The organism is Klebsiella sp. MS 92-3 (genome assembly GCF_000195655.1).
Classification (GTDB): Bacteria; Pseudomonadota; Gammaproteobacteria; order Enterobacterales; family Enterobacteriaceae; genus Klebsiella; species Klebsiella pneumoniae.
The window spans coordinates 153422-157523 of sequence record NZ_GL882724.1; the positions used below are offsets into that span (position 1 = coordinate 153422).

At 58.6% G+C, this 4102-nt stretch carries 4 protein-coding genes and 1 pseudogene; 1 reads left to right on the forward strand and 4 read right to left on the reverse strand.

Translation table 11 applies throughout. The features are described 5' to 3' along the window. Positions 1-75: 75 nt before the first annotated feature. From HMPREF9538_RS23955 to HMPREF9538_RS23940, 4 genes are all read right to left on the reverse strand, one after another. Positions 76-1047 carry a TerC family protein gene (locus HMPREF9538_RS23955; protein ID WP_004144845.1) on the reverse strand — a complete coding sequence of 324 codons (972 nt, stop codon included), beginning with the start codon at positions 1045-1047 and terminating at the stop codon, positions 76-78. Positions 1048-1318: 271 nt separating this feature from the next. Next, positions 1319-2308 carry a Gfo/Idh/MocA family protein gene (locus tag HMPREF9538_RS23950; RefSeq protein ID WP_004181399.1) on the reverse strand — a complete coding sequence of 330 codons (990 nt, stop codon included), beginning with the start codon at positions 2306-2308 and terminating at the stop codon, positions 1319-1321. Positions 2309-2381: 73 nt separating this feature from the next. Continuing rightward, positions 2382-2882: a M48 family metallopeptidase gene (locus HMPREF9538_RS23945; RefSeq protein ID WP_004144843.1), complete on the reverse strand. Its 501-nt coding sequence runs from the start codon at positions 2880-2882 to the stop codon at positions 2382-2384. Between the two features lie 19 nt (positions 2883-2901). After that, positions 2902-3504, reverse strand: coding sequence for a helix-turn-helix domain-containing protein (locus tag HMPREF9538_RS23940; RefSeq protein ID WP_004210533.1), 603 nt, complete (start codon positions 3502-3504; stop codon positions 2902-2904). 43 nt (positions 3505-3547) lie between these two features. Between HMPREF9538_RS23940 and HMPREF9538_RS23935 the strand changes: the two are divergent. After that, positions 3548-4102 (forward strand): annotated as a pseudogene (locus HMPREF9538_RS23935) (B3/4 domain-containing protein); the annotation flags it as partial.

Sequence of the window (4102 nt, forward strand, 5' to 3'; positions counted from 1 at the left end):
GGTATTCTCGTTACGAGACCGTCTGCTATAGCTGATTCCCGCGCCGCCAGCGAGGGCCGACGGCGCGGTAGCAGATTACTCTGGCAGTTTGCGCTGCTTGTCGTGCTGCCTGTTGACCCAGGCGTTAATCAGCAGCGTGACGGCCAGGATGCCGCCCACCACGCCCAGCGAGATGGCAACCGGGATATGGTAGAAGTCGACGATCAGCATCTTCACGCCAATAAACACCAGAATCACCGACAGACCGTATTTGAGCATCGAGAAGCGCTCAGCGACCCCCGCCAGCAGGAAGTACATGGCGCGCAGGCCGAGGATGGCGAACAGGTTCGAGGTCAGCACGATAAACGGATCGGTGGTGACCGCGAAGATTGCCGGGATACTGTCGACGGCGAAAATCACGTCGCTCAGTTCCACCAGAATCAGCACCAGCAGCAGCGGGGTGGCGAACAGCACCCCGTTTTTACGGGTGAAGAAGCGCTCGCTCTCGATTTTATCGGTCATCCGCAGATGGCTGCGGATCCAGCGCACCAGCGGCTTATCGCCGATGCCGGAGTCGTCCTCCTTCGCCAGCGCCATCTTCACGCCGGTAAACAGCAGGAAGGCGCCAAAGACGTACAGCAGCCAGTCGAACTGCGAAATCAGCCAGCTGCCGGCGAAGATCATAATGGTACGCAGAACGATCGCGCCCAGTACGCCATACACCAACACCCGGCGCTGCAGAGCAGGCGGTACGGCGAAATAGCTGAACAGCATCAACCAGACGAAGACGTTATCGACCGCCAGCGCTTTTTCAATCAGATAACCGGTGAGGAAGGCTAAGGCCTGCGGATCGGCGACGGCCCGGCCCTGGGTTTGCACCAGATACCACCAGAAGGCGGCGTTGAACAGCAGAGAAAGCGTGACCCAGAGGATTGACCAGCCAGCGGCCTGCTTCATGGTCATGCTATGCGAACCGCGTCGTCCCTGAAGCAGCAGGTCGATTGCCAACATGATCGCGACAACGACAGCGAATCCACCCCATAGCAACGGCGTGCCGACAGTATTCATTTGATATTCCTTACATAAAAACAAAACGGCTGACGTCGGAAGACGGCAGCCGCTGCGCTTTTATGCATAGACCTCGCCTTCCGGCAAGGTCTCACTTACAACAACCAAAGTACATCGCGATGGGCTTTGGTTATTGCCCGGCGACCGGATGCGGTATTGCACGCATCGTAATGACGATCAACCGGCAAGGAAGTTACTCCCCTTTGCACGTAACAAAATATGTCACAGGGCGGTTTTCGTCAATGGCGGCCGGTCGGGCCTTTACACTCTTTTACGCCAGCGGCTGCGTATCGGCCGGGAAGATCACCCCGGTCTGGCGACGAATTTCGCTGGACAGTTTGGCGGTGATCCGGCTCACCGCCAGGCCCGGGTGATCCACATCCTGTGTCTCCACCAGGCGCGCAAAGGTCTCCGCCTCATACAGCATGGTATTAATGTGCTGGGGCTGCGTCAGGTCCTGGGCTTTACCGCCGCGCGGCACAAACGCCAGCTTCTGACATTCGGAGATTTTTTCGATCACTAACGCGCCGTCTTCGCCCTGAATTTCACTGGGGATCGCGGAATCGCTAACTTTGGAGTGATGCAGCGTCACGTCGAAGTCGCCATAGCTCAGCACCACGGTGCCCTGGGCGTCTACGCCGCTGTCCAGCAGGCTGGCGGTGGCAAGAACGGCCTGCGGCTCGCCCCACAGCGCCACAGCGGACGCCAGGCAATAGAAGCCGATATCCATAATCGAACCGTTAGAGAACGCCGGGTTAAAGGTGTTGGGGTTTTCGCCGTCAAGGTAGCGCTGATAGCGCGAGGAGTACTGACAGTAGTTGATAAAGGCTTTGCGTAGTTTGCCCACTTTAGCGAGCGTTTCTTTCAGTAGGAGAAAGTTAGGCAGACTGGCGGTTTTAAAGGCTTCAAACAGCACCACGTTATTTTCTTTCGCCAGCGCTATCGCCGCCTCGACTTCCTGCAGGTTCGACGCCAGCGGCTTTTCGCAAATGACGTGCTTCTTATGGCTCAGGAACAGCCGGGTCTGCGGAAAGTGCAGCGAGTTCGGGCTGGCAATATAGACCGCGTCAACGTCAGGGCTCTGTGCCAGTTCATCGAGCGAGGTAAACAGATGCTCGACCGGATAGTCTTTGGCGAAGGCTTGCGCCTGTTCGAGGCTGCGGGAGTAGATGGCGGTAAGTTTATATTTGCCGGTTTCATGGGCGGCATCGACAAACTGCTTGGTGATCCAGTTTGTGCCAACAACTGCGAAACGTATCATAAACGTTGACGAACTCCGTTAAAGGGAACCTGCCGCCACTCTATCATGCCGTCATGACAAAACCAGTGCATCACTACGCAGAACGATTTAACGAAAGGTGCGTCAGCCACAGGCGGGTGTCGAACTCCAGCTGGTGGTACTGCGGCTCCATATGGCAGCACAGCTGATAGAAAGCCTTGTTGTGATCCTTCTCTTTCAGATGCGCCAGTTCATGAACCACGATCATCCGCAGAAAGGCTTCCGGCGCGTCGCGAAATACCGTCGCCACGCGAATTTCCGCTTTAGCTTTCAGCTTACCGCCCTGCACGCGGGAAATGGCGGTATGCAGGCCGAGCGCATTGTTCAGCACGTGGATCTTACTGTCATACATCACTTTGTTGATCGGCGCCGCGCCGCGCAGAAAGCGGTTTTTCAAGTCCTGGGTGTACTGATACAGCGCTTTATCGCTGTTAACGTCGTGCCCTTGCGGATAGCGCTTTTGCAGCACCTCGCCGAGGCGGCCTTGCTCGATTAACGTGGTCACCTGCGCCAGCAGCGATTCAGGATAGCCCTGTAAATAAATGAGTTTTGTCATCGTCTTATCATTATGTCTGTCAGGAGGGCAGTTCAGCCACGGTCATGGTAAAGACCAGCGGCGCGGTACCCTCATTGCGGTAACCGTGCTCTATTTCGGTGCGGGCCACCGCCGATTCCCCGGCCGCCACCGTGCGGCAGGTCTCGCCAAGCGTCAGCGTCAGCGCGCCGGCTTCCACGTGCAGCAGCTCGAAGGTTGTTGCCGGGTGGCCGGGCGAGGTAAAGGCTTCGCCGGGCTGCATCTCCCAGCGCCACAGCTCAATCATATTCGGCCCGGCGGTGCCGGCGAGGAGCCTGGCGCTGCCCCCCAGCGGGCCTTGCCAGAGGGTGGGGATCTGCTCGGCGGGAATAATATGCAACGCGGGTTCGCTTGCCACATTGACAATATCCGCTACCGATACGCCCAGCGCGGCGGCGAGTTTGCAGAGGATCGCAATGCTGGGATTGGCGGCCTCTTTTTCCATCTCGACCAGCATACCTTTGCTGATGCTGGCCCGGCGCGACAGCTCGTCCAGCGACATTTTTTTCGCTTTACGGTAGGCCTTCAGCCGCGTGGCGACGGCGCGACTTACCTGGTCGACATCAGATCCTGAATCGGTCGTTATATTGACTTTTACGTTCATTGGTCACTATGATGAAACAAATTGGTCATTACAGGATTATCGAATGCGTAGCGTAACGCCGTCAATCGAATCTGCGGTCAGCCGCCTGGCGCCGGGCTTTCGGGCATTAAGTATTGTGGTGGAGAGCGCGCCGGTGGCCGATCCCGCCGTCGCGGAGCAGGCGCTGGCCGAGGCCTGCCTGGCGGTGCAGCAGGATGATGTGCCCTGGGCGCAAGCGCACCTGGCGGCATGGGATGAAGCGTTCAGCGCCTTCGGCGCGAAGGCGAAACGTACCCCCTGTTCGGCGCAGGCGCTGCGCAAGCGGGTGCTGAAAGAGGGGAGCCTGCCGGCCATCGATCCGGTGGTGGATATCTACAACGCGATCAGCATTCGCTATGCTGTCCCGGTCGGTGGGGAAAATCTGGCCGCCTACCGTGGCGAACCGCGGCTGGCCATTGCCCGCGGCGATGAGCCATTCGATACGCTAAAATCGGCAGAGCCGGTAGTGGAATATCCGGAGCCGGGCGAAGTCATCTGGCGGGATGATATAGGCGTAACCTGCCGACGCTGGAACTGGCGACAGGGCGTGCGCGCCCGGCCGGGGGGGGGGGGGGGGGGG

What these genes read in the sequence shown, in the direction of transcription:
- HMPREF9538_RS23940 (WP_004210533.1), bottom strand. Translation starts at nt 3,504, where the DNA reads ATGAACGTAAAAGTCAATATAACGACCGATTCAGGATCTGATGTCGAC.
- HMPREF9538_RS23955 (WP_004144845.1), bottom strand. Translation starts at nt 1,047, where the DNA reads ATGAATACTGTCGGCACGCCGTTGCTATGGGGTGGATTCGCTGTCGTT.
- HMPREF9538_RS23950 (WP_004181399.1), bottom strand. Translation starts at nt 2,308, where the DNA reads ATGATACGTTTCGCAGTTGTTGGCACAAACTGGATCACCAAGCAGTTT.
- HMPREF9538_RS23945 (WP_004144843.1), bottom strand. Translation starts at nt 2,882, where the DNA reads ATGACAAAACTCATTTATTTACAGGGCTATCCTGAATCGCTGCTGGCG.